We start from the raw sequence: 24,805 nt of genomic DNA on the forward strand, positions 1-24,805 counted from the left end.
CCCAGGCGGCCCGTTCGCACCGTCGTCACCAGCCCGACCTGCCGAACTGAACGCGATTTTGTCGATGCGCGTCGCCGGCCACGCCAGCGAGGTATCGAGATAGAGCGTCAGGTTGGACGGAGCGCCGACGATCCGCGCCAGGACACCGTCGATATAGTAGCGAAACCGCGCGCCCATCATATGCGATCGTGCAGCGCGAGCCGGCATTGGCGGTGCCTTGGCCCTGCACGCCCGCACCGTTCTCCCAGATCTGCAGGCTGCCATCGTCGGCGACGTAGAACGCATAGTCGATCGAGCCGTAGCTGACGTCGGTCGTCGGGTCGGTGTTCAGGCCGATGAAGTAGGTGCGATAGGCGGGGTCGCCGATGGTGAAACTGACGCTCGCGCCGTTGGTGTATCCCTCGGACGAATAGGCGCTGGCGTTCCAATCGAAATTGGTTGCCGTCCTCACGATATAGTCCGGCCCGACCGCAACGTTCTGCTGCGGCACCAGTCCGAATGTGGCCGGCCCGCGATATGGCGCCCACACATAGTCGCCGGGATAGCCGCTCTCGGCCGAAGATCCCTGATTGGTGGCGATGCCCTGATAACCGCGCCCGCCGGGCGCGCCCGTCGTGAAGTTGGTGAAGCCGTCGGGCGAGTCGGCATATGCGACCCACGTGTACAGCGTTGCCCCGTTCGCGCCGGGCACGCCGGCGGCACCCTGCGCGCCTTGCGGGCCTATCGGGCCGGCAGCCGAGAAGTCGTCGACGTAGAGGGTGTCTGTCGAGGTGAAGCTGCTGTCGAAATAGAAGCGCTGGCCGCCCGCGACGTCGATCTGGCGAGCCAGATTGCCGTTCACCAGATAGCGGATGTGGGCACCATCATAGTGGATGGTAAAGCTCGCCCCAACCGGAACCTGACCTATGTTCTGGATGTAATTGCCGCTCTCCCAAATCTCGACGTAGTAGTCGTTCCGTAGAAAAAACGCGTAATCGATCGAGACGTAGCTGTTGTCAGTTGTCGGGTCGGTGTTCAGGCCTGCCATGATGCCGCCGGGCGGCACCGCATTGATGTGGAAGGTAGTCTGAGCGCCGCCGATCCAAGCCTCCGTGGAATAGGCGCCTTGGTTCCATTGTCCCGTGTTGAGGGCACCGATCAGCTTATTGCCGGCGACGTAGACGCTCGAACCGATTAGGCCGAACCCGGTCGGACCGGTATATTGCGACCAGGTATAGTCGGCCGGATTGTTGCTCTCGTTGGGGCTGCTCTGGTTCGATGCGATGCCGATGAAGTGGCGATCGCCAGGGGCGCCGGTCGTGAAATTGATCGCGCCGTTGGCACTGTCGGCGTAGGCGACCCACGTAAACGACGACGTTCCCGCCGGCCCAGGAATACCGTTGGTGCCGGCGGTGCCCTGCGGACCCTGCTGGGCGAGCACCCGCCAATAGGCATTCTCGGTCGTGGGCAGTACGGGAGGCGCCTGGCCGGCGCTCGCCGTGGTGTTGATGTAGAGCCAGGACGAACCGCCGCTCTGGACGATGTTGCCCTCGCGATAGGTCGTGCCGGCATCATAAGGGCCCAGGTCGACCAGCGTCGACGTGAACGCGATGTCGGCGAGCGCATGCACCGTCCATGCGCGCTCGCACCCGATCGCCAGCTTCTTGTAGGGCGTGTCGATGTTGATCTGCTCGACCGACTTGACCGGCGGCAGCGCCGATCCGTCGGCGGCGAGCGTCACGCTGGTGCCACCGAACCCGATCGGCACGACGTAGAGCTGGCCGAGCCAGGAGACGCCGGCGACGGCGTTGATGCTCGCCGCCAGCTTCTGGATCAGGTCGCGGGCGGCCGTCTGCTGGTCGAGGTAGAGCGACAGGTTGTAGGGCCGGATCGCATCGAGCGCGTTCAGCGATGCGTCGTCGATCTTACCGGCGCCGCCCGACAGCAGCGCCAGCCGCCGGATGATCTGGCCGGGCTTGCGCGCCCAGCCGTTCGGGCCGGCGACGTCGCCCTGCACGAGGAAACTGATCTGGCCGACCGGCGGCGCGCCCAAGCGGGCCATGCCGACCGCCTTCGCCGTCGCCCATGTGCCCGCAGCGAGGTTTGCCGCCGCGAGCGAGGCGTAGTCGGCATAGTCGGCGACCGGGGCATTGAACCGCGCCAGCTTCTCCAGCGCCGCCTCGAACCCCTGCATCGCGCCGTAGGCGGTCACCTGAAAGATGCTGTTGACGCTGTCGATGAGCACGCCGGCGACGTAGCGCGGCGCGCCGATGGCCAGCGGCTTCACCTGTCCCTTGATACCGGCCTCGCCTTCGGCGCCGCTGGTGCCCGCATAGGTCGCGAGCAGCGAGCCATCCAGCCAGCGATCGTCGGGTGCGAAGTCGATCGACGCCTGAAAGTCCTTCAGCGCCGGCTGGGCGGTGACGCGGCCGTCGACGCGGAGCGTCCACGCGCCGAACGCATCGCCGACCTTGCCCGTCCAGAGCCGGAAGCGCGCATCCGCCAGCTGGTAGCGGCCGAAATCGGGCCACGCCTCGACCTGCAGCGCGATCGTGGCCGACGGCGCGATGATCTGCGCGGAAAAGTCGCCGTCGAACAGGTCGTATTTGAGCGTCGGCAGTTTGGCGATCGCCGGCAACCAGGTGTGGCCGCCGAGGTGGCAGACCTCGGGCACGTCATGGCTGCCGGCGAAGATCGTGACGGCAGAATTGGCGACCGGGTCCCAGGCGTCGATCTGGACGACCGCTGCCATCAGAACAGGCTCACCAGATTGACCTTCCACTCCCAGGCGGCAGCATTGCGCCAGGTGTGGTTGAGGTCACCGACCAGCGGACCGAAATAGCAGCGGTTCTGCCGCTGGGCGTCGGGCGTGGGATCGGTGACGATCGCCAGCATCTCGGTATTGCCCAGCTGCTCGATCAGCGGCTTGGTCTTGGCCTCGACCTCGTCCTTGCGCTGGTTTGAGAAGGTGATTGCGGTCGTGCGCAGCTTCTTGCCGCGCTGGCGCAGCAGCACGCCGCGGCGCGAGAAGTCGACCGAGCCCAGATCCTTGACGCCGAAAGTGCCGCCGAAGGTGAAATTCCGCTCGAGCTGGATTCGTTGGCCGATGACCAGGCGGGAGATCCGGACCGAGGCGCTACTGTTGCCCGCGCCGTAGCTGATGAGGACGTACCGTGCGACAACTGGCGCATTGAGCGACCAAATCGTCACCCCCTTGCCAGAACTCATTGGCGCCGAGCCGGCATAGGCGTTCACGCCGGTCGGCACGCTCGTATAATCGCCGGTGAAAGGGCCCTGAGCTGCCGTCGCATAGCTGACGTAGACCGCGGTGGACGGTGGAGCGAGCTCAACTCCGAACGCCGTGATCGTGTCGAAGGCGGTGTCGGCGCCTAGATCGATCCGGAAATAGGCGCCATTGCCCGACCCATCCATCGCGAGCTGGCAGATGACGCCGGCATAGTCGTTAGCCACGTTCAGGCCGGTGCCCATCTGCAGGGTGCCGGACGTGGTCACGTCGACGATCGGGAGCGGCTGAAGGAGCCAAGCATTCGCCATAGGTCAGCCGAACAGTTCGAATGAGGAGGTCTCGGCTTCGAGATCGTCTTCGAGGCGCGAGATGATGAAGGCGGTGTTCGCACCCTGTTCGGGATCGACCAGCAGCGCGCGCGGCACGTCGGTAGAGACGGCGGGCCAGAACAGATCCATCGCGACGACGGTGAAGCGGCGGCGCTCCTCGCCGATCAGCGCGCCCCGCGCCTCGATCACCTCGAGCGCGTCGGCCTCGTCATCGAAATAGCCGTCGGCGACGGTGACCGACCCGTCGCGTGCGCCGGGGTAGCGCAGCGCGATATCCGGATCGGACCACGTCACGATCAGGACGTCGCGGATCGCCGCGCCGATGTCAGCGGGAAGCGCCGGCATCAGGCGGCCAGATAGCCGCGATCGGTGCCGATGAAGGCAGACGAGCCGGTCGAATTGCTATTGTCAGCGATGGTGCCCAGCAAGCTCTGCACGTTCGCCAGGGTGTCGGAGACCTGGCTGAGCAGCTCGTTCGCCGTGGCGGTGTTCGTGGCGGTGCTGGCGGTGGCATCCGCCGTCGCCGACGCGAACGGATCCGCGACGCTGCCGCCGATGGGCGTCGCATTGTCGACCGTCTCGATCGCCTTGTTGGTCGCGGCCTGGATGCTGTCGAGAGCGTCGAAATAGTCCTTGGTCGAACCATACAGCTGCCGCTCGACGTCGAGATACGCCTGCGCCGCGTCCTGATATTTGCTCTGGTCGATCGACTGCCCGCCCGCGATCTGATCGAGGAACGGCTGCAGCGCGGAACGGGCGGTCGTCTCCTGATCTCGCAGCGAATATGGCGAGTCCGACCCCAGCATCAGGCTCTTCTTGAAGTCCTGCAGCGTCTTGTCGGCCGCGTCGGTGCTGTTCTTAACTTGCGCCAACTCCAGATTGTAGAGCTGCTGCGCCTGCGCCATCTGCTCGGCCGTCGCGCCGCCTTCCTTGAGCGCGGCAACGGTCTTGCCGAACGACGTGTTGAGGTCGTCGATCGCGGCACCGACCGGGTCGAGCATCTTCTTCAGATCCTTCGGCACCGCCTCGATCATCAGCGCCTTGTTGATCGCGGCCGTCAGATCCTGCCCGCTGGCGAGGATGTTCTTGCTGGCGTTGCTGATGCCCGTGATGACGCCCTTCTCGACCTCGATACGGATCACGTCCGCGATCGCGGCCTGCTCGCCCTCGGACCCGCTGCCGAAATAGTCGACGCCGGGGATCGCGCTGCTCGATCCGCCGAGCCGCGTACCGCCGCTGGTGTTGACGCGATATTCGTTGTCCTTGCCGTAGACGCCGATCGTCACCGGCGACCACGCGCCGAGGACGCCGCCGAGCTGCTCGGCGATCTGCTGCACCGCCTGCTGCGCGCTGGTCGCGGCGCCGGATGCTGCGGAAATGTCCGCGGTATTGTTGCCGAAGGTCGTCGCCTTGCCGGTAGCGCTGGTGATGGTCGCGCCGCCCTTCTGTGGGGAGGTGAACAGGCCACCGATGACGTCGCCCAGCACGCCGCCGAGAATGCCCCCAAGTGGGCCGGCGAGGCCGCTGATCGTCTTGCCGAGCCCCTTGGTGGCATCGCCGAACAGGCTTCCCAGCGGTTTCGACAGGCTCTTTCCTGCTTCATCGCCGAGGACGCCGCCGATCGAACTTGCCAGCTTGTTGTTCGTGCCACCCAGCGCGCCGAAGATGCCACCGCCAAGGCCGCCCAGCGCCGCGCCGCCGGTGATCTGGCCCAGCGCACGCTCAAAGCCCCCACCGGATGCGAACGTGCCGTCGATCTTAGAAGCGGCACCGGCAAACGCCTTGGTGATCGGGTCGAAGGCGTCCTTCAGCCCTTGGCTGAATGGGTCGGTCTTGCCGCCGGCGGTGCCGGTTCCGCCGAGGATCGAGAGCACCCGCGACGCGCCTGAGCCTATATGGAGACCGAGGACGCTCTCCAGCGTCTCGGCGATCTCGCGGAACGATGCCTTGGCGGCACGACCGAAATTCTCGCCGGCCTCCTGTCCGCCCTTATTCAACTCCTGATGGATCTGCTTGAAGGTGGCGAGCGCCTCGTCGGGCACCGCGTCGGCCGCGGCCTTGGTCTGCTCGTCGCGCAGCTTCTGTGCGGCGGCATAATCCAGCTTGAGCTGTTCGGCGGTCGGCCCCTGGACGGCCGTGCCGTGGCCGAGATCAATCGTGGGTGCCTTGCCCAACTTCCCGCTGTCGGCCAGCCGCGAGATCTCCGCCAGTTCCTTCGCATAGCGATTGGCGGCGGCGGTAGCGGGATCATATTTGGCAACTAGGCCCTCGAGTAGAGCCTGCAGCTCCTTCTCGGCCTTCAGCGCCTCGTTGATCTCCTTGGTGTGCTCCTTACGGGCATCGCGTGCGGCGATCTCGGCGGTCTTGGCGGCGTCGAGTGCCTTGGTGGCTCCGTCAAGCTGCGAACGATATTCAGCCAAAGCCTGATTCTTGGCCGGCCCCGCATCCATCTTATCGATCTCGGCGCCGCGCTGCTTAATGGCATTCAGGTTGTCCTGAGCCTTCGCGACGGCCGTCGTCGCGTTGGCGGACGCCACCTGCTGCTCGATAAGCCGGGAATTTATGACCGTGCTGCCCGCGAGAACGCTATTGAGCTCGGATTGCTGGCCCTGCAATTTTCGACCCGCCGCGACCGCCTCGCCAGCCATGCCTACATATTTGGCAACCTCGTTGGTAAGCGCCGAGAGATCTGTGCGCCCGCTTCCCTGCAGGCCGCGCAGCAGCGACGTGGCATTGCTGCCGGCGGCGCTAATGATTTGGCTTAGCTGGGCGTCATTCGGGCCGGCACGCGAGCTTCCAGCACTGGCGAGTTTTGCCCGCGCCGTTTCGAAAGCCTGGTTGATATACCCCTGCGCCGTAGCGCCCTGACCAGCAATTTCCGAAGGCAGCGTCTGCGATTTGATCAGGGCAAGCTGTCGGTTCTGCTCGATAAGCTTGCCGGTGGTCGCGTCGATGTAACGACCCATGTCGTCTTGGCGCTTAGAGAAAGCGTCAAGCGCCTTTTCAGCCTCACCGGCTGCGTCGCTCGTCTCGAACAATTTCATGACGAACGGACTGAGGACCGCTATGCCAGCGGTCAGGGCGATACCCCAAGGGCCACCCATAAAGGCACCGATCGCCTTAAGCGTGCCCTTTTCACCGCCGACGTTGCCCGCCGCTTCACCGAGGCGCCCGAGCTGTTCGCCAAAAATCATGGTGATGGGAAGGCCAGCGGCGAACGAATCCGCTGCCGATCGGATGGAGTGCTGGAGCAATTGCTTCGCCACAACACTGTTGCCCGTATGACGAGCCTCGTCTTCCAGTGCATCGCCCGATGCGCGCGTCGCGCTGGAAGACACATTCAGTTCGCGCTGCAACAGCTGGAGCGACGCGATCTCGTCGCGTATCGCAGAAGCGTTCTTCTCAGCGGCTAGGCTCGCCACGGAAGCGGCGTCAGCGCGAAGCGCCATCGCCTGTCGGTCGACGCCCTCTGCTTGCGCCGCGCGCTCCGCGGCAATGGCCAATTCACGCAGCGAGATCGCATTTTGATCGGCAGCATCGGCGGAGCGCTGGAGCTCTTGAATTTGCGAGCCCAGATTGAGCGAGCCCGCGTCGGTCCGAGGCAAAGTAAGCGCCTGCTGCGCTGAGCGCTGCACGTCTGCAAAAGCGGAGTTGAATGACCCGCGAACCTCCTCTGCCGACGATTGCGCGCGAGTTCTAAGCTCCGCAAATCGCGCTCCCGTCTCTGAGGAAAACTGGTCGGCCCGTAACTGCAAGCGGGCGATGATGTCGGTTGTGGCCATCTCTCGCCTCCAATAAAAAGGGGCGACCCGAACGGATCGCCCCTTTGCGTTTCCACGATGGTGAATGAGCCTATGAGATTGGGATAGGCTCGTCTGTGATAGCGGTCATCGTTTGGCCTGGCACGATAACGGCCGATTTTCCGGTAATTACCATTGAGCCCAAAAGCGCGCCTACTGTGTTCCCACGTCCCTCTTGCCGAACCTTACCCTTTAGCTTGTAGCTCTTGCCGTTCACCGAGACACTGCTGAAGGTTAGTTCGAACTTGCAGACTTGCCGCCGATACCCTTTCCGGTCCGCCAAGTGACGACCGTAGCTACGGCGGCTCCGCGCGGAATAACGACTTTGCCGCCCTCCGTGATATCGCTAGCCACCTGCAACTGATGCGTGTCGCCAACCTTCATGTTGATCGACGATATCTCCTCCGCCGAGATCAGCGGCACGACCGTATTGGCCGGGAGATTTGCGGCTGCCGCCGAGGCTGCGGGAATTGGCGGGGGCATCGGTGAGGTAGTCTGGGCTGACACACACGTCGCGAGAGCAGCGGCAAACACCGCGCTAATACCGATAGCTTTCATTGAACCCCCATTCGCGCCGACAGACCGCCGACGATGAATGATCATAATGAAAGCCGCATTATGTCAAGTCAGGGCGGTGATAGCCGCATAAAACTCCTGCGTCAGCTCCGCCTCAGAAGCGTTTGCGATAGGCTGGATTGCAAAAGCATCGCGGTGCGGCACCATAGGTAGCAGCACGAAAATCGGGACCACGGCATCGGCCTGGGGGTTCGCACCGCCGCGACCGAAACGTTGGCGTTTACCTGACAGCGGCCGGAAGCTCCCTGATCGAGCATTCGTCGTACCGCCGATCGCGGCGAGGATGCTCGGCCGCCCCTGCCGATAGATGAATTGCAGGCGGATGCCCGGATGGGCCCGTTCCCACTCCGCCGGCGTCAAATCGCGATTCCTTCCGCGAGGCCCAGCCGCCGGGAGCGGGACCGCGAGATATTGGCCACGTGTGCCTCGAACAGCTCCCGGCTCGGTCCAGAAGGCGAGAGCGCCATAGGTGCGATCCCGGCCGTTCAGGAAGACGTTACCGGCCGGGTTCGCCGCCGGACCCGAGCGCGGGAACGCGGTCGACGTCCACGCGCGCCAGAGCCTGCCAGGCACCGCCTGCTGCGTCGCCTCTTCCAGGCGCCGCTCCAGCCACTTCGTCGTGCCACGGACGGCGTTCGCGCCGGCGGTAAGGTACGAGCGCACGATCTGATCGCCGGCCGCCTCGAAGGCTCCAGCGTCATATGTGATCTCGACCCCGTCAGTCACTCGGCCGCTCCATTGCATCCATCAGCGCGAAGGCGTCCATCAAAGCCGCTGGCTGGTCGCCAGCCGCGCCTGCGCAGGGCAGTGGCGGTGCGGTCATGGGCGACGTGTAGCGGCGACACAGGAACCAGAGGTCTACGACCGGCCAGACCCACGCCGGGAGGGCGAGCCGCGGGTTTTCTTTCCAGCGGTCGTCGCCGATTTGCCAGCCTTCGCCGAAGGTAAGTCCGAACCGGAAGTCGTCTGGCCGTCGTCGGACTGTGACGGCCGCGCGGAGTTTCCCGCTTGTCCCGCTCCATACTGCAGCAGGTACGCCTGATTGCCGGCCGCGACCATGTCGAGGCTGGCCAAGCCCATCAGCGCTTCGGGGCTGACCAGCCCGTCCTTGCCGGTCGCGAACGGCGCTGGCTCGCCTCGATCACTCAGGCAATTTTCCCATCCGGTGCAGTAGCGGGCCAGTGCCACGATAGGCGCCACCTCTTTGCGGCGCTCCAACTTCGCCAGCAGGTTGCGATATTCGGGCCAGTGCTCGGCGAGGATATTCCGCGTCTGCTGGAGCAGGCGCTTGTCGCCGTCGCCGATCGTGCCGCCTTCGACCTCTTCCTCGACCAGCTGGAGCAGGTGGTCCAGTTCAGGATCCTCGGCCAGGAGCGTCAGGATGCCGTTCTTGACGGCATCCTGAACCTCCCACGGGTAGACCTTGCCTGCGCGATGTTCGCCGGCCAGCTCCGCCTCCATGTGCCCGCGCTCGATCACGGATCCGGCGCGCAAGAAGAAGCGCGGTGCGTCCGGTCGCCCTTCGCGCCACGCGGGCGTGAAGGGAACAGGCTCGCGGGTGCTGGTGGAAATCATCGGCGCCTCAGTAGAAACAGAGGATACGGTCAGTGTCGCGCGTGACGGCGTCGCGGCCGTTATTGCGGCACTGCAAGCTGATCTGCTCCGACCGCAGCTTCCCGCGCGTGCCCGGATCGGCTGCCGTCGGCTGCCCCACCGGAACGATCAGAGCCCAGCGATTGCCCGGCTGCGCGCCGTGACGAAGCACCGCTGGATAGGTCACGCCATTGCCGATGTCGGTGATCGTGTCGCGGCTGGCGATCAGCGTCGCGAGCGGGTCGATCTTGAGGATCGAGGTGCGATCGACGATCTGGCCCGCGCCGAACCCATAGGTCGTGTTCGGATCATCCACGTTCTCGATCTGGCTGCCCGGATCGAGCGACCACGTCGAGATCGGCAGCGGCCTGCGGTTCATGAGCATTGCGTTTGAAACAGCGGTGCCCTGCGCCAGCACTGGAGCCGAATGGCCGGCCACGACGAGGTTGGTCGGCACGGGGGTGTCGGCGCGGCCAGCATAGATGCCGGTCATGTTGACCGTGGCATAGCCAGGGCGCGCGTTCTTGCCGTCGAGCATGATCGTGCCTCGGCAGCCCACGAAACGACGCAGAACGCCGTCCTCGTAAATGTAGCAAGTGCCCGACGGCTGATCGGTCAGACGCGCGGTCTGATCGCTGGGCGACGTCTGCGCATAGGTCCAGTTGGCGGGGATCGACGCGCTGGTCGTCGTGTCGAGCGGCGGGTTGTAGGTTTCTGCCAGCGTGGCGACCCGACCGGCGGTATATTCCACGATTGCGGCGGCGGCGCCGTTCCCGGTGCCTGCCCCGATCAGGAGGATCGAGCCCAACAGTGCGCGCGCAGTCGCGGGGAAGCTGGCCGGCAGCGTCACGCTCGTTGCTCCGCCGGCGGTCGCCAGCGCGGCCATAATGGCGGGGGTGAACTGACCGCGCCAACCGCACGCCTGCAGCACCTGATGCAGCGGCGGCTTGACGGTCGAAGTATAGACCACGCCACCGCCCGCGCCCTTGACGCGCGACTTGAAGCTGAAGGTGGCCGACTGCCCGATGATGAGCGGCGCGCCGCCGACGAGCGAGCCGGTGGCCTCGTTCGCCGCCTCGGTCGTCCATGGCGAATTATAGGTGACGCTGTCGGACTCGACGGGGATGCCGTCCACCGTCGGATCGGGGCCGGCGTCGACCGCCTCATTGGTTTCGAGGTTGAACAGCACCGCCACGTTGGCGGGCCGGATCGTCGGATCGGCCATCGTAATCTCCTATGCGGGCTGGGCGGGATCGCCGCGCTCAGTGGGGAAAGTGATCTGGAAGGTGAGGGAGAAGCCGAGACGCCGGACCGACGCGAGCGGCGCGACGGCTGGGCGGAAGCCGCCTTCGTCGATTGTCTCGGCAAGGCCGTCCAACGGTGGTTCGGTCATCAGCGATGTGACGACATCGACGTAGAGCGCGTTGAGTGCTTTATGGGCTTCAGCGCCGCCCGACGCTTCAAGGAACCCCTCGACGACGACGGTCATGTCGTACCGGGTGACGCCGGTCTCATCCCAATCGGGAGCTTGGCCGCCGTCGAAGATATGGAGAGCCGGGAACGAGACAGGGTCGCTTGATGGCATGCGCTCGACCTCGGAAACGCCGGCGATCCCTCCCAGCCGCTCCTCGATCAGCGCGAAGATCTGTTCACGCAGGGCCGTCATCAGGCGCGCTCCAGCATAAGCACCCACGCGCCAACATCGTCGCGATCGACAACCTCGATCGGCTTCCAGTCGGTGCCGCTACGGGTGATCCGATCCGCCTTGGCGGGACGCGCTGGCAGCAAGGCCTTGTCGATTTCGCACGAAATCTGTCGCGCGGTGTTGCCGGGGCCTAGAAAATCGCCGGCCGCCACGTTCGACCAGATCACGGAAATAGTCGTTGGGCCGACAAGCCCCGCCCCGGCATAGGTGACGGCCTCGCCGAAAGCCTTGCGGATTATCGGCTGAGCCGCCTCCCAGGGGTCGGTCACGCCTCGACCGACACCTGCGCGCCGAGCTTCTCATCGGCTTTCGCATCAGTGACCGATGCCCCGCGTCCGCTGTCGGCGAACTCCTGCGCACGGGCCGCGTCGATCTGGTCGGCCGCGTCGCCGACCTCCAGCGTTGCGCCGGCATCAACATAGCTGCCGTCATTGCGCACCGACGGGCTGTAGAGCGTGAGCTTTTTCATGGCGGTGCTCCAAATGGCACGGGCGCCACGGCCGAAGCCGCAGCGCCCGTCAGGTCAGGGACCTTGTCAGATGATCGGGATCAGCTTGACCGGCGCGCCGGCGCTGGTGGCGGCCGACGCCTGGAAGATGCCGATCTTGGTGTTACCGCCGGCGACGTTGGTGACAACACGGGCGGCGTTGTCCCAATATGCGACGGTCTTGCGCACGACCGCCACGGCGGCCGTCGGCAGGGTGAACACGCCGCGCGTGACGCCCTGGCCAGTGGCACCGGCTGCAACATCGGTCGAGGCGACGGAGAACTCGACGCCATCGAGAACGCCTTGGCCACTCGTGACGTTGTAGGGGGCGACAAAGCTGACGTTGTCGCCGGGGTGAACGAAGTTCTTCATGGTGGATGCTCCTTCCTATCCGGCGGCTCAGGCAGCCGGGGCGCGCTTTGCGCGGATGGCCGCGATGATGTCGGCCTTCTTGGTCGCGCCGTTGAGAGGCACGCCCTCCTTGGTGACGATCAGGCCGAGGTCGACGAGCGTCATGGCTTCGAGGCCGTCATCGTCCTCGCCATCGTGATCGTCGTCGGTGTCGATGACGCCCGCCTCGAGCAGCCGATCATATTCGTCATCGCTGACGGGGATCGGCCCTTCGACCGGGTAGCGGACCACGCCGTCGATGACGCGCGGGCCCTTGAGAGTGACTTCCTGCATGTTCTGTCTCCCGGTGGCGCGGGATCACCCGGCGCCACCACTTGAGGTTGCGCCGCGGCTTAGTTGCCGGGGTTCTTGACGAGGCCGCGCCAGTCGATCGCGGCCGCGCCGACATCGAGGCGGGCCTTGTTCTCGATGCCGTCGACGTCGAAGCCGACGCGCGTATCGGTGAACAGCTCCTCCTGGCCGAGCAGATGCGCCAGCACGATCGTGTCGAACGCCGCCGGGTCAGATGCCAGGAACCACTGGTTGCCAGTGATGCGCGGCTCGACGATCAGCGTCAGCGTGGACGAGAAGTAATTCCCGTTCAGCTGCGGATCGACGAAGAACAGCTTGCGGGCCTCGGCCTCCTTCGCCGGCCCGACGATCAGGAAAGACGGCTGGATGCTGAGATAGCCGCCCTCGGCGCTCGTCTGCTGGCGCATCGCCTGCGTCGCGAGCCCGATCGAGTCGATCGTGATCGCCGAACCCGTCATCAGGTTGCCGTGCTGGGTCGAAAACAACGCATAGCCGTCCGACATCGTCGGATTGCTGATGACGATGCCCCACACCAGGTCGCTTTCGAGGTCCGCCGCCTTGCGTCCGAACATGGTCGGGATGCGGCTGAACAGCGATTGGTCGTCGTTGACGATCGCCTGCCGGGTGATCGCGATGATGCGACCATAGGTCGTCAGGTTGTAGAACAGCCCGGTGTCCGTCAGGCCGCCGCGCTTGAACTCGGCATTCTCGGGAACGACCAGCAGCGACGGCGCGTCGCCGAGACCGACGAGCTGCGTCGGCTTGAAGTCGGGCAGGGTGTCGGTGCTGATGATCGGTCGGAACGTCTGCGGTGCCGCGGTGAAGGCGGCGCGCACGCGCTTGTTCGACGCGGTGGAGAGCGCATTGGCGAAGTCGCTGGTGGTCAGCGCGCCATAACGCTGCATGCCGAGTGCGGCGCCCGCAATCTCCATCCGGCCGAGGCCGCGGATGGTGACGTTGGTGCGGCCGCAATAGTCACGCGCCATCTCCATCATCGTCATGCCGCGGAACTCACGGGCGTCGGCGACGCGCTGGTCGTGGGTGCGGCCGGCGACGTCCTCCAGCCGCAGCGAAGGGTTCGCGCGGAGGGTGACCGCATCCTCCATCGCCTGCCGAAAACCTTCGCTCTCGTGTCCGGCGGCGCCGGCCCGCGCATCGATCGTATGCCGCGAGGGATCGAGCAGACGCTCGTTGACGCGCGCCAGCAGCTGCGCCTCGTTCATCGGGGTCGTCTCGTTCGCGCGGATCAGCTCCAGCGCGAAGTCGCTACCCAGCGCCGTCGATCGACCGCACAGGTCGCTGATGCGCGAAGCGGTGACCGCAGGCGCGGGGGCAGCCAGCGGCGTGACCGGCGCGTGACCGTGCGGCTCGGTACGGGTCTCGCCATTCGGCTCGACGACGACGGTCGTATCGGCCGCCGGGGTCTCCGGCGCTGCGCCGCGGTTGGCATTTGGGTGGGCGACACCGCCGCCCGGAGCGTTCCGGTACATATCATTCTCCTGGTGGGTGGTGCCGTGTGCATTGCCCGGTGCTGATCGAACCACGGCGTTCGGATCGGCGGGAACGGTGACAAAACTGGCTTCGAGCAGCTGCCACGAGACAGCGCGCCACGTTTCGAGATCGGCGGACGTGGGGGTGGACGTGATCTGCCAGGTGGTGACCTGGTATCCGATAGAGATGGCGCGCAACTCGCCGCGCGCGACGCGCGCTTCCAGCGCCTGCCCCGCATCGGTCTGGTCGAACTGGATCAGACCGACGAGCTGGCCGCCCTCGATACGAGCCTCGACCAGCCGGCCGACCTGAGCGCCGGTGTCGCCCTGATTGTGAGAGTCGAGGATCGGACAAACGCCGCCGGTGACCCGCGTGAGGTCGATTGCGGTGGAGCTGATCTCCAGCTCCTCGATGAAATAATAGCGCGTGACCGGCGAGCCGACCGAAAGCACCGCCTCGACGGTATGGGCGGCGGCATCGTAGCTGCCGGGGGTGAGATCGAGGTTGCGCGTCCCGCGGCCGCCTGCCTGCGGTTGGCGCCGCTCCTCCGCGTCAGGCTGCGGACGCTGGCCGGGATCGTCGCGGGTCAGCATGCCGGCAAGAGCGGCGCCGGCGATGGCGCCGGCACCAACGATCGCCACAGTGCGCCCCTTCGCTGGCGGTGGCAGCGGGCCGTTCGCAGTGCGCGGCTCGGGCGCGCGCGTGGGTTCCGCCGCAGCCTCCTGCGGCGTGTCGGGCTTTTCCATGGTGGCTCCTAGTTGGCCGGTGCGGCCGTTGCGGCGGCCGGATCTTTCGCCGCGGCGTATTGGGTTGGCGGGAAGTCGCCGGCGAACACGAGCCCGGCCAGCTTGTTGGCGGCGCGATCGGTGGCGATGTCCGCGCGCAATTGGTCAGGGTCATGGCCGCGCGCGACGACGAGATTTTGTCGGCTCTCGACGCCTGCGGCCATCTCAAGAATGTCCGCCTGCACGTCGCCCATTCGGTCGATGCTCTCGAACGGCGGCGGCGCCCAGTTCATCTCGTAGGTCCGGTTCGCCATCATGCCGGCGGTGAAGGCCGCCTCCTGAAAGCGAGCCGCCACGCGGTCGAGAAACACGGGAATGATCGTGTTGAACTGGATCCGGCCGGTGGAGCGCTGAAATTCAAGGTTTCCGGCCTTGTAGCTGGAGAAGTTGACGTTCGAGAGGTCGCCGAAATGCTCGTAGGTGATGCCCGTGCCAGCCGCCGACGATAGCAATGCCAGCCGCAAAATTTCGGCTAGCCCGCCCGACGCCTTCGGATCGCCGAACCTGACGCCCTCACCGGGTGCGAGCCGGTTGATCATGCCGGGAGTCAGCGTTTCGGCTTGCAGCCCTTCGACCGGCGTCGGGGCATCGGCATCGAGGGCACCAAACAGGCGGCCCTCGTCGTCAACGCCCTGCGTGATGAAGGCCGCGAAACATGCTTCGATGTTCTTGCGGACCAGTTCCGCCTCGACGCCTTCGTCGATGTCGCCCAGCCGTTTGACGACCGTGTTGAAGACGCTGACGCCGTGGCGCTGGCCGACATACTCCTGAACGAACAGGTGGATGACGTCGGCGGCGAGGATGCGGACCGTCTGATAGCTGACCCACAGCTGGTTCGGGCGGCCCTGATAGAAGTGATAGGCGACGGGGCGGCCACGGGCGTCATATTCGACGCCGTGGACGACGCTATTGCCTTGGAAACTGGTGAGGCCAGTGGCCAGCATGCCCGCATCGAGCAGCTGGAGCCGCAACGGGACGGTGCCGGCAGCGTCCTGCAGCGAAAGCTGCTGCAGCACGATAAAGCACTCGCCCTCGCGGAACATCGTGCGGACCGCCAGTTCCTGCAGCCCATAGAAGTTGAGGCGGCCGTTCCAGTCGCAGATCTTCAGCCAGTCGTTCCACAGGTTGCGGAAAGTAGCCGGGGCCTTCTTGGGCGCGCCGGTGATGCCCCAGCCGACGGTATTGTTGACCAGCGCGGCCAGCGCCTTCCGGGCGAACGGGTCCTGTGCGACCAGTTCGAGGACGCGGCGACGGTCGACGACGCGGCCGAGGCGGGCGTCATCCGGGTTGCCTGTGTTCCGGTCCCAGTCGGCCGGCTTGCCGACAAACCGCTGGCTGACGCGCTGATCGGCGCGGTCTATCACGGTAAGGGCGCGACGCGCTGCAGCGCGTTTGACGCCCCATACCGGCGAGACAGCGCGGATCGCGCGATCGATCATGTTCATCGACGGCAAATCCGGCCGATCGTCGTTCGAAGGGCGGGCGTCACCTTTGCCGCAGCGGCGGCTATCTCGGCCTTCATGTCGTTGCGCAGCGCGCGCATGTCGGCGAGCGTCTGGTAACGAACCTTGCGGCCATCGGCATAGGTCACCTCCTGAATGCCGTTCAGCATTGCCGTACTGAGCGCGTCGAGGTCGCCCTGATTGTAAGCCATCAGCGTCCTCGTCGGTTGAGCCAGTTCGGGCTGGGCCTGGTGCGAATAAGTTGTTTGCGACTGTCGGTCTTTGCTTTGACCGGGGCGGGTCGGGCCGCGGCGACGGTTGCCGCTACCTCGTCCGGCTCGATCTCGGCCGCTGCCGGCCCGATGGGATCAGGCACCCGGAAATCCGGGGGCACCCAACGCATGTCGAGCCGCGATTGTGCGAACGGACGGCGCAGGATGGCAGCCAAAGCGTAGACGAGCAGATCCCATGTCTCGTTGCGCGGACGGATCTTCTTCCACTTGCCCTTGTCGAGCTGTTCGGCGGTGATCTCGTCGACATGCACTTCGGCGAGATTGCCCGCGAGATGGACATATCCGGGGCCAGGCTTGTCCCGGCGCAGCATCGCGTCGAGGATGTTCTTCAGCCAATGGACGTTGATCGTCCAGATGCCCGGCGAATTGCGCTTCTGGCCGCCGTTCGAGCGCTGATCCGACCGGCGGGCGGGGCTGATCAGTGCGGCCTTCGGATTGTTGCCGCCCTGCAGAAGCGTGACGCGCGTCGGGTGGATGCCGGCAGCCGCCGCCATATGCCAGAAGCCAATCGCCAGGTCGCTTTCGCCGCCGCGCGCGTCGATCGCGACGGTCAGCGCACGAACCGAGCGACCCGATCCGTCCGCCAGTTTCCATTCGCGGCTGAACAGCGGGAGCAGCGCAGACCAATGCTCCCGGTAGCGCAGCGGCTGCACCGTTGTCAGACCGTCCGAAAGGGTATCGATCGACCAGCGATCGATCAGCCACAGCTCGCGCTTTTCGCCGATGCCGATCGTCGCGCACTGGAAGCTCTTCTGCTGCACGTCGACGGTAGTGACGACGACCTTCACGCCGGCCGGGACGGTGCCGGCTTTCCAGCCCTTCTCGCGCCGGTCGAGCAGGCTCTCGGTCTCAAGCGGCTTCTCGCCCGACAGGATCGAGCGGTAGTTCACGCCGGCCTTGGTGTTCATGAACGTGCGCAGCGGCGCCTCGTCCTGCCGGGTCGCCCAGGTGCGTTGCGCCTCGCGCCATTCGCGCGCGAGGTCCGGCCAGGTCGTGAAAGCCAGCAGGCCGTCGACCCGGAAGCTGCGGCGTCGGTTGCTCGCCCCCGGCCGCGCCGGCACGAACCCTTTTCGAGGCAGCCGCGCCAGACTGTTCAGCAAGGCACGACGGTCGGCCGGATCGAGCAGGCAGCCGTTGGCGCCGCAGATCACGTGGGCGGTGCGCTCCGCCAGGTCCTCGTCGCCGGTGTCGTCGAAGCGCAGGTCGCGTCGAATGTCGATCGCCCAACGGTCGCCGCACGTCGGGCATTCCGGGTGCAGTCGCTCGTCCGTCCCGCCCTCGACGAAAGCCTCGGTCTTGCCGCCGGTTTCGTCGGCCGGGGATGACGATACGAACTTCGTGTCGCGGCCCTTGCGGGTCGTGAGACGTCCCTCGACCAGCTTGATCGCCGAGCCTTGGCCGGCCTTCTCCTCGGTGCCACCGATGTCGTCGTCCATCTGGTCGAAGTCATCGAGCCAGCCGTAGCGGGCCGGCACCTGGATGAACTGGCCGGGCACCGGCCAGACCGAATAGAGGAACATGCCCTGAAATTGCTTCAGGAACATATTGTTGGCGTTGGAGAGGTCCAGCAGCTTCGTTTTGACGCTGGACGTCTCTTTTATGAACGGATCGACGCGAGAAACGACGAATTTGGACGTCGCCGATCGATCCGGTTGGCACAAAAAGAAGTTATCGGGCGCCTGATCGACGACCCAGCCGAGCCAGCTGAGCCCGATCGTGGACTTGCCTGCCTGCGCCGGGCCGAGCAGGCCGACCTCGGCCGTGTCCGGATCGGACAGCGCGTCCATCACTTCGGCATGCCAAGGCAAGGCATCGAGGTCGAAACTGGTGTTCCTGCGCGCCCACTGGCTGACCGTCAGCTTCTCGCGCGGCGCGACGAGGTGCGCCAGTCGGGCAAATATCTGCGCGCCGGTCTCAAATGGCGGGATCGACCACCGCGGCGCGGGCAATTGTGCTGCCGTCGCCATCTTCGGTTGCCTCGATGTCTCCCAGCGCGCCGATCCGGCGCGCGAACTCGGCGAGATCGGCCGCGACCATCGCGTCGATCTCAATTTGCAGCTGTCGCGACACGTCCGCACGCTTTGCGAGCCGCGCCGAGAAGCTCAGTTGCTGCTGCTGGTGCCAGACCAGCACTTGGCCGATAGCCGCTTCGACGCTGCCCTTCGGCACCAGCTCGCCGCGCTGGCGCGCAAGCTTGATCGCGAGGACTTCCTCTTCGAGCAGCGCCTTCCGATCGGCGAGCGTCAGGCCGGGCTCGGTCGGGCCTGCCGATAGGCCGAGATCCAGGCCGAGCTGGGCAAGGCCGGCGAGCCGCGCCCGTTCTGCATCACGCTTCCGCTCTTCGATACTCAGGACGTACCGGACCGCGGTCTCGATCTCGATCTCGTAGGCGTCGCCATTCTTCCCGCGCTTCACGATCCCGGCGAAATCGGGATCGCTCGCGATCAGCTTCCGGAGCGTCGGCTCCGACGGCATGCCCGCAATCGCGGCGAGGTCGGCAAGCTTACCGAGCATAACCGAAACCGAAAGAACAAGAGAAAACCGCCAGAAAAAACGACGTAGTCGCCTTCCCAGCGCCTTTGCACCCCGCATACGGCTCAGATGCCGGCGAAGGACCCAAAGGGGGGTGGGCCTGCCGCCGGCGCGAGGGCCGGCGGCAGGGGCGGCCCCCTACTTGCAGACCGAGCCGTCGGGCGTCGGACAGGGCGCGTTGTCGATCAGGTTGACCTGGTCGACCGGCGGCATCGACGTGGTCGAGCAGGCGGCGAGCAGCAGGGCCGAGGCGATACTGATGGATGCGATGACGATCGTGCGCATGGAGATCTCCAAGGGTCGCGAGGATCGGGGCTGGCATCGGCATCGGGCTCACCAAACGACCGCGCCCCGACCGCTGATGCGAGGCGGGGCGCGGAAGGTCTGGAGAGGATGCCGGGAAGCCGAAGCTCTGCCCCAGCCTGACAAGAAATAGCTGCTCCAGACCCCTAAAACGAACAGGGAATATTTCGCACCATGCAGATTTTAGGGGTTGCGGGATTTTAGGGTCGAAAGTCATTAGCTTACCGCGACATGGGCGCGGTTCAGCTGCATGCATATGGTCGCTATCGATCGCGAATAGCCCATGCGCAGCACGTCGTGCGTGTCGCCGGATCGCAGCCGCCGCTTCACCTCAGCCCAGTCCACCCGCGCATCTCGGCCGTAATGGAGCTTCTGCTGCAGCACGATGCCGACCAGCGGGCGCAGCCGCGCACGATCCTTCACATAGCGGATCCACTCCAGCGCCTGTTCCATGCGGTCGACCTCGGCCGCCCGCAATCCGCCGCGCGCTTTGGCCGCGCCATCCATGTCGCTCTCGATCCAGTCGGCCACTTCGCCGCCGACCTGCGCGGCCGCGTTGCGGTCACGTATAATCTGCGACCACGGCCCGTCGCCTGCGAACGGCGATCCCCCGCCGCGGGTGCAGCGGTCGAGGAACCCGACCGCCTCGATCATGCGCTCCTCTACAAGGGCAAAGGTCCAAAAGCTCCCACCACTGTTTGAAATGGGAGGATCAATGGGAGGATAGATAGAAGGATTGTCAGTCACTTAGCACCTGTTTGGGAAGATGGGAGCGTGGACGTGGGTTGTTTCGCGCGTGCGCCTGCGCCCGCACTACGTGGGCGACCGGCATTTTGGCTCCCAAACTCCCACAACCTCCCTGCGCGGCGGAAAACTGCGGAATATGATGCCTGCCGATCCTCCCATGCTCGGGAGAGCGGGAGGATCAGGGAATATCGTCGTCATAGGGCGCCCAGCTGTCGGAGGGGATGGACGGGGGCGCGGGGGAGGCGCCTGAGCGACGCGGCGCCGGCAGCTCGCGCACGACCGGCTTACCGGCGCTGTCGATGAAGTCCTGCGGATCGTAGCAGGCCGACAGATTGTCCCAGATCATCGAGCTGGACTTGCGCTTGCGATAGCCCTTCTTCTCCAGCTGCCCGGCGAGGTATTTCGGCGACCAAGGCTTGCCGCTCGCCTGCAGGAGCTGCGCCCACGTCTGCCATGCCGCGAACAGCTCATGCAGCGCGGTGGCGCCGATCGTGGCGCCGTCTACCTTCTCCGTGCAGAGCGAGAGGAATTTGCCGAGGATGTCGTTTTCGTCGAGATATTGCTCGGTCGCCTCGCGAACCGCCTCCGGCATGGGCAGACCGTGATCGAGGAAGGCGAGCGCGCCCCGAACGAGCCGGTTGAGGATGCCGGCGGCTTCCTCGACCAGCTTGGACTTGAGCTGGAGATCCTGCTCTTCGTCAGGGATGATGATGCCCCACGGCACGATCTGGATACGCCGGCGGATGCCGTGATCGGTGCCGATGCGCGGCGTGTTGTTGCAGATGATCGTATTCTTGAACGTGATCTGCAGCTCGAACGGTGGCTTCAGCAGCTCGCGCACGCCGCCCTTCGGCTCGTCGCTCGTCAGTTCCTTCACCAGCGCATCGTCGAATTTCGACCCTTCCTGCGCCTCGTTCGCGTAGACCATCCGGCGGCCGGCGAGCGCGGCCAGATCCGGCGACGCCTCCGATCCGCGCCGCTGTCGATCGCCCGACATGAATGTGTTGATCGAAGCCGCCCAGGCATAGTCGCCGAGCAGCGCGCGCTTGGTGTTGATCCAGACGCCTTTGCCGTTGGCACCCTCGCCGTAGAAGATCGCCATCTTCTGTGCCGAGGCGTCGCCGAGCATGTTGTAGCCGCCCCACGCGTCGAGGAACGACCGCATGTCGGCATCGGGCTGCACACGGGCGAGAAAGGCATCGTAGGCGGGACTGGCCGCCGCCGGATCGTATCCGGCCGTAGCCATCTTCGTGATCCGATCGCGCCGATTATGCGGCACCAGGCGCACGCTCGCCGGTCGGCCGCGATCGGGGCGCGCGAACACAAGCGTGCCGTTCGCCAGATTGACGAGCAGCGGCGCCGCGTCGAAATCTTCCGGCCGCGCCGATAGACGCGCCTCCGCCATGCTGCCGATGCATTTGATATGGCCGGCGCCTTCGGAGGTGCGACCCCACTTGGCGATTGTATCGGAAAATAGCGTCACGGCATTGCGTTTGGCCATAACGATGCGGTCGAACTTGCCGCGCTGGGCGCGTGCATGCTCGGCCTTCTGCTCTTCGCTCCATAGTTCGAGCGGCTCCTCCGGAATGCCGCTGTCGCGGATCAAATCGGCCTCATCCTGTATCGCCCGCATCGTGTCCTGCACGGCGCGGCCGAGCATCGCCGTGGCCATGTCGCGGTTCCAGCGCCGGCCGTCCCATGCGAGCCAGCCCCACGCCTCGACGAACGTGAAATCTTCGCCGTAGCGCTTCAGGAAGCGTTCGAGATTGCCCAGGTCAGTCTGTGGCAGGAAGGCGCATTCGCGCGTGAGCGTATCCTCCTCGCCGCCCCCGGCCCCTATTTTCCAGCCGGCATCCGCTTTGCTTCCCGGTTGGGAGGATGGCTTGCCATTATCCGTCGAATGCGGGGCGGGGGGCGCGGCGGCGGGAAAGGCGCCGGCGGCACGCTCCCGGCGCCCATCGGCGCGATCGGCGAAGCGGTCGTGGCGTGATCGAGCGGAAGCCGCGATCTCTGCGAGATCGCGGGCGTTTCTTAGACCGGCGGACCAGCCGCTCTCGATCGTGGCGAGGAGCTGACTATCGTCGTCACGGCCGGGATTGTTGCGCGCGGCGGCCTGCACCATTGCCTTCGCCATGGCAGCGTCGATCGCGGCGAACGGCTTCGATACGGTGAGCGACGCGACCTTCAGCGCGCTTTCGTTGAGTTGGGCATTGCGAGCGCCCGACCCGGCGGTGCGGATCGAGCGGCATTCCTCCTGCAGCGCGCGCAGGCCGTACCGCTCGATCGCCTCGACCACCGCGGCCTCGGCGTCCGATCGCGCCCTCGGCCGCGCCGGCGCGGCGTCGGTCGGGCCGGCATCGTCAGCATCACTCTCGGTGTTCCGCTTCAGCAGCAGGTCGAGCAGCGCCGAGGGCGCTGCGACGACCGGCTCATCGGCCTTGCCGCGCAGCCAGCGATATTCGCCGGCGGCGGCCGACGCGCCGCCCTCGCATTTGCTCGGCGGGAGAATGACGTATCCGCCAGCGGCACGCACGTCGACGTGCTGGGGCAGGTGCCTGCTCTTCTTCGTGCCGACACGGTTGCGGAGGCGTTGGCGGCCGTCGTTCGGCTGCTGCAGGTAGACATGGACGCCGCTCGACGGCGTCCGAACCGCCAGACTCGCGGGCACGGCCGCGCCGACGCGCAGCTCCAGCTCATCCTTCAACGCTTCGAGCGTGAACTCTTCGCCCGTCTCCGCATCGTGGCGCGGGTCGAAGTCGACCACGAACAGGCCGTCGTCGCCGACCGCGAAGCCGATCATTGCCTTCGGCCACTTCTTCCACCACTCACGGATCTGCCGCTCGTCGGTGGTCGCGCCCTTTACGCCAGTGCCGATGTAGGGCGCCTTAGCCTTCAGCAGGACGAGCACGCCCTTGCCGTTCACATAGCTGTCGTCGCGCTCCCGGCACGGGAAGACGCGCCAGCCACGACGAGCATATCTAAGCGCCGCCGAACACATCGGCGACGGGAGGGGCGTCACGTTTTCCAAATTTTCCCCCGAGGATGCAGTGCGCTAGACGGCGGCGCCGTCAGAAGGGCACGTCATCATCCAAGTCGCTGTCGAAGCTGCTCGTCTGGCCGCCGGCCGGCGGCTGGCCCTGATCGGATCGGCGACGATCGTCACCGCCCCGATCGCCACCACCGTTGGCGCCATCGAGCATGACGAGCTGCGCGTGATAGCCCTGCACGACGATCTCGGTCGTATAGCGGTCGGCGCCGCTCTGATCCTGCCATTTGCGGGTCTGCAGCTGGCCCTCGATATAGACCTTGCTACCCTTCCGCAGGTAGCGCGCCGCGACGTCGCCGAGGCCTTCGTTGAAGATGGCGACCTGGTGCCACTCGACCTTTTCGCGGCGCTCGCCGGAACCACGATCCTTCCACGTCTCGGACGTGGCGACGCGCAGATTCACGACCTTGCCGCCGTTCTGAAACGACCGGCTCTCCGGATCTCGGCCGAGGTTGCCGACGATGATGACCTTGTTGACGCTACCGCTCATTGTGCCTCGCTAACCTCGTCGATGTTTTTGCGGACGACGCGAAAAGTGAGCGCGACGACGAACGGATTGGCATCCCAGCTGGCGGTGCCGTGGAGCGAACGCCATAGGTGGCGGAAGCTGGACTGGGCGGAGCCGAAGCCGACGTAATCGGGCGCCGTGTCCTGACCGTGATCCCACTGGAACGCTTCCGTGCAGCCGGGCGGGACACCGATCGGCTCTCGCTTTGCACCCTCGGCACGAGCGTCATGCTCGCTGATCACCTGTAGCCGCTCGACCTTCACGTCCTCGACGATCAGCGTCAGACGCGAAAACTCACGCGGCATATGGATCGACGGCAGCATGGCTCGCTCCCACCGCCAAGGCGTATTTGGGAGCCACGATCCGTCAGCTCGAAACCCTACGGCCTCACCGTTGGCCCGCTCGATATTCTCGCGCACGTAGAGCCGATCCCCGACGGCGTAACGCACGATGCAGGGCAACGATGGCGTTCCACCGTCGGCAACGAAGCGGCAGCGGGAAGGCGCTGTATGGTCGGGGTCGCACTGCCACCCAGCAGTCGTAGGCGCGCCGGGGATTAGCCGCCTCGTTTGCGTCTTTCGCCCGTCGAGCAGCGCGCGCACCATCGGGGCCGAGAAGATGATCGGACGGTCGGTCACGCGCTCTTTTCCTGATTGGCCGCTCGCCATTCGGCGAAGCCGATGTTGATGAGGGCGGTGACGAACACGTGGAGCGGCTGGCCGCGATCGGCGGCGGCGCGGATGATCGGCGCCGAGATGAACGGCTTGCGCCCACGCTCGAAGGTGGGGCGCGGGGCTTCCACCCGCTGCGAAGGCGCGTTGGCGCGCACCGTCTCTGCCTTCGCCGGTGCCGCAGGCAAGGGAGCAACCTGCGGCACCGGTTCGGGCGGGGACGCCGGCATGTCCGGTGCCGGCGTGCTGATCGGGGCGCGAGCTATGCTCCGCGAGGCGCCGGCCGATACCGACGCGCTGGGGGCCTTGCGAGCCGTACCAGACGCCCCTGGGGGTATTTGTTTGCCAGCGCTGAGCTGGATACCTGGTGCGACAAGGACGCGGATCCTGCGATCCCTGCCTTCGCCGTTGATCGAGATCATCGCGTCACGCTGCAGCTCGGCGAGGAGCCCGCTGACATCTTCAAGCGAAAGCGCGAGCCGCACCGAGATCGCATAATCGCCGGGCGCAGGCTGGCCTTCGTCTTCGCAATCGCGCAGCCAGCCGACCAGCACGCGGCGATCGTACAT

24 protein-coding genes are annotated in these 24,805 nt (G+C 65.8%); all 24 read right to left on the reverse strand.

Going from position 1 to position 24,805, the window contains the following annotated elements; genetic code table 11:
• Positions 1-25: 25 nt before the first annotated feature.
• Positions 26-2,731: a collagen-like domain-containing protein gene (locus K8P63_RS18950; RefSeq protein WP_223797535.1), complete on the reverse strand. Its 2,706-nt coding sequence runs from the start codon at positions 2,729-2,731 to the stop codon at positions 26-28.
• On the reverse strand, positions 2,731-3,534 hold the full coding sequence (locus K8P63_RS18955; protein WP_223797536.1) for a hypothetical protein: 804 nt from the start codon (positions 3,532-3,534) through the stop codon (positions 2,731-2,733). Before K8P63_RS18955 ends, K8P63_RS18950 begins: the two co-directional genes overlap by 1 nt.
• Positions 3,535-3,537: 3 nt before the next feature.
• Entirely contained in the window at positions 3,538-3,900 is a 363-nt protein-coding gene (locus tag K8P63_RS18960) for a hypothetical protein (protein WP_223797537.1), read from the reverse strand.
• Complete coding sequence (locus K8P63_RS18965; RefSeq protein ID WP_223797538.1) at positions 3,900-7,337, reverse strand: coiled-coil domain-containing protein; 3,438 nt, start codon at positions 7,335-7,337, stop codon at positions 3,900-3,902. Before K8P63_RS18965 ends, K8P63_RS18960 begins: the two co-directional genes overlap by 1 nt.
• A 252-nt stretch (positions 7,338-7,589) precedes the next feature.
• Positions 7,590-7,913, reverse strand: coding sequence for a hypothetical protein (locus tag K8P63_RS18970; RefSeq protein WP_223797539.1), 324 nt, complete (start codon positions 7,911-7,913; stop codon positions 7,590-7,592).
• Between the two features lie 63 nt (positions 7,914-7,976).
• Complete coding sequence (locus K8P63_RS18975) at positions 7,977-8,657, reverse strand: DUF6441 family protein (protein ID WP_223797540.1); 681 nt, start codon at positions 8,655-8,657, stop codon at positions 7,977-7,979.
• 132 nt (positions 8,658-8,789) lie between these two features.
• A complete protein-coding gene (locus K8P63_RS18980) occupies positions 8,790-9,506 on the reverse strand; it encodes a hypothetical protein (RefSeq protein WP_223797541.1) in 717 nt (238 codons plus the stop codon).
• 7 nt (positions 9,507-9,513) lie between these two features.
• The gene (locus K8P63_RS18985) at positions 9,514-10,749 is read right to left on the reverse strand and encodes a hypothetical protein (RefSeq protein ID WP_223797542.1); all 1,236 of its coding nucleotides are present in this window, start codon (positions 10,747-10,749) and stop codon (positions 9,514-9,516) included.
• A 9-nt stretch (positions 10,750-10,758) separates the two neighbouring features.
• Positions 10,759-11,190, reverse strand: coding sequence for a hypothetical protein (locus K8P63_RS18990; RefSeq protein ID WP_223797543.1), 432 nt, complete (start codon positions 11,188-11,190; stop codon positions 10,759-10,761).
• Positions 11,190-11,498: a head-tail joining protein gene (locus K8P63_RS18995; protein WP_223797544.1), complete on the reverse strand. Its 309-nt coding sequence runs from the start codon at positions 11,496-11,498 to the stop codon at positions 11,190-11,192. Before K8P63_RS18995 ends, K8P63_RS18990 begins: the two co-directional genes overlap by 1 nt.
• Complete coding sequence (locus tag K8P63_RS19000) at positions 11,495-11,698, reverse strand: hypothetical protein (RefSeq protein ID WP_223797545.1); 204 nt, start codon at positions 11,696-11,698, stop codon at positions 11,495-11,497. Before K8P63_RS19000 ends, K8P63_RS18995 begins: the two co-directional genes overlap by 4 nt.
• Positions 11,699-11,764: 66 nt before the next feature.
• Positions 11,765-12,088 (reverse strand): DUF2190 family protein, encoded by a 324-nt coding sequence (locus K8P63_RS19005; protein ID WP_223797546.1) that lies wholly within the window; start codon positions 12,086-12,088, stop codon positions 11,765-11,767.
• A 27-nt stretch (positions 12,089-12,115) separates the two neighbouring features.
• Positions 12,116-12,400: a hypothetical protein gene (locus tag K8P63_RS19010; protein ID WP_223797547.1), complete on the reverse strand. Its 285-nt coding sequence runs from the start codon at positions 12,398-12,400 to the stop codon at positions 12,116-12,118.
• Between the two features lie 59 nt (positions 12,401-12,459).
• Positions 12,460-14,655, reverse strand: coding sequence for a prohead protease/major capsid protein fusion protein (locus K8P63_RS19015; RefSeq protein ID WP_223797548.1), 2,196 nt, complete (start codon positions 14,653-14,655; stop codon positions 12,460-12,462).
• A gap of 8 nt (positions 14,656-14,663) precedes the next feature.
• Complete coding sequence (locus tag K8P63_RS19020) at positions 14,664-16,139, reverse strand: phage portal protein (protein WP_223797377.1); 1,476 nt, start codon at positions 16,137-16,139, stop codon at positions 14,664-14,666.
• Positions 16,136-16,348 carry a phage head-tail joining protein gene (locus tag K8P63_RS19025; protein ID WP_223797378.1) on the reverse strand — a complete coding sequence of 71 codons (213 nt, stop codon included), beginning with the start codon at positions 16,346-16,348 and terminating at the stop codon, positions 16,136-16,138. The genes K8P63_RS19020 and K8P63_RS19025 overlap by 4 nt, the downstream gene beginning before the upstream one ends.
• Entirely contained in the window at positions 16,348-18,396 is a 2,049-nt protein-coding gene (locus K8P63_RS19030) for a terminase gpA endonuclease subunit (RefSeq protein ID WP_223797549.1), read from the reverse strand. Before K8P63_RS19030 ends, K8P63_RS19025 begins: the two co-directional genes overlap by 1 nt.
• Positions 18,344-18,943 carry a hypothetical protein gene (locus tag K8P63_RS19035; protein WP_223797550.1) on the reverse strand — a complete coding sequence of 200 codons (600 nt, stop codon included), beginning with the start codon at positions 18,941-18,943 and terminating at the stop codon, positions 18,344-18,346. Before K8P63_RS19035 ends, K8P63_RS19030 begins: the two co-directional genes overlap by 53 nt.
• Before the next feature lie 156 nt (positions 18,944-19,099).
• Positions 19,100-19,246, reverse strand: coding sequence for a hypothetical protein (locus K8P63_RS19040; RefSeq protein ID WP_223797381.1), 147 nt, complete (start codon positions 19,244-19,246; stop codon positions 19,100-19,102).
• 234 nt (positions 19,247-19,480) lie between these two features.
• Positions 19,481-20,011 carry a hypothetical protein gene (locus K8P63_RS19045; RefSeq protein WP_223797551.1) on the reverse strand — a complete coding sequence of 177 codons (531 nt, stop codon included), beginning with the start codon at positions 20,009-20,011 and terminating at the stop codon, positions 19,481-19,483.
• A gap of 178 nt (positions 20,012-20,189) precedes the next feature.
• On the reverse strand, positions 20,190-23,030 hold the full coding sequence (locus tag K8P63_RS19050; protein WP_223797552.1) for a phage/plasmid primase, P4 family: 2,841 nt from the start codon (positions 23,028-23,030) through the stop codon (positions 20,190-20,192).
• 49 nt (positions 23,031-23,079) lie between these two features.
• Positions 23,080-23,547, reverse strand: coding sequence for a single-stranded DNA-binding protein (gene ssb, locus K8P63_RS19055; RefSeq protein WP_223797553.1), 468 nt, complete (start codon positions 23,545-23,547; stop codon positions 23,080-23,082).
• Complete coding sequence (locus tag K8P63_RS19060; RefSeq protein WP_223797554.1) at positions 23,544-24,203, reverse strand: hypothetical protein; 660 nt, start codon at positions 24,201-24,203, stop codon at positions 23,544-23,546. Before K8P63_RS19060 ends, ssb begins: the two co-directional genes overlap by 4 nt.
• A complete protein-coding gene (locus tag K8P63_RS19065) occupies positions 24,200-24,790 on the reverse strand; it encodes a hypothetical protein (RefSeq protein ID WP_223797555.1) in 591 nt (196 codons plus the stop codon). Before K8P63_RS19065 ends, K8P63_RS19060 begins: the two co-directional genes overlap by 4 nt.
• Positions 24,791-24,805 lie beyond the last annotated feature (15 nt).

Source organism: Sphingomonas nostoxanthinifaciens, from assembly GCF_019930585.1.
In the GTDB taxonomy this organism is placed as follows: Bacteria; Pseudomonadota; Alphaproteobacteria; order Sphingomonadales; family Sphingomonadaceae; genus Sphingomonas_I; species Sphingomonas_I nostoxanthinifaciens.